This window comes from Gilvimarinus gilvus (genome assembly GCF_030518155.1).
Lineage (GTDB): Bacteria > Pseudomonadota > Gammaproteobacteria > Pseudomonadales > Cellvibrionaceae > Gilvimarinus > Gilvimarinus gilvus.
Genome location: NZ_JAULRU010000198.1, coordinates 1 through 436, shown reverse-complemented (window position 1 = coordinate 436; position 436 = coordinate 1). Strand labels below are relative to the sequence as shown.

At 48.6% G+C, this 436-nt stretch carries 1 protein-coding gene; it reads right to left on the bottom strand.

The window, feature by feature from the left end; genetic code table 11:
- A partial coding sequence (locus tag QWI17_RS01620) for a site-specific integrase (RefSeq protein WP_302720743.1) occupies positions 1 to 436 on the bottom strand: 436 nt, incomplete at both ends.

Sequence of the window (436 nt, the reverse complement as noted above, 5' to 3'; positions counted from 1 at the left end):
CGCTTGGGCGCTTGATGCGTATTGTAGGTGAGGGACCAAGGTCAACGTCGTCGAGTTCTATGAGAACCACTTCGCCACGCCTGGCAAGTGTTTCAAGCATTACTAAGAACAGACAGTAATTGCGTGCCTGTATCTGTTTACTTTGGAATGGGTTCCTAAAGTCATCAGGACTGAGCACCCCTTTGAATAAGGCTTGTCCGCCGGAGTCAAGTGGCGTTGCTGGTAGCGGCGGTTCTGATTGATATGCAATCTTGGTGATTTTTTTTTGAAGATTTCGCAGATTCTTGGCTTTGTTTTTTTCCGCTTGGCTTTGCTCAAGTAGACCTAGTCGATTGAGCTCAACGTAGTGCTCGAAGGAGAAATCTATGAATGATTTGACAGCTTCGAGTCGTCGGGTGCATGTCGATTGGCTCGCACCCGCACCGCGTTTGGTGGA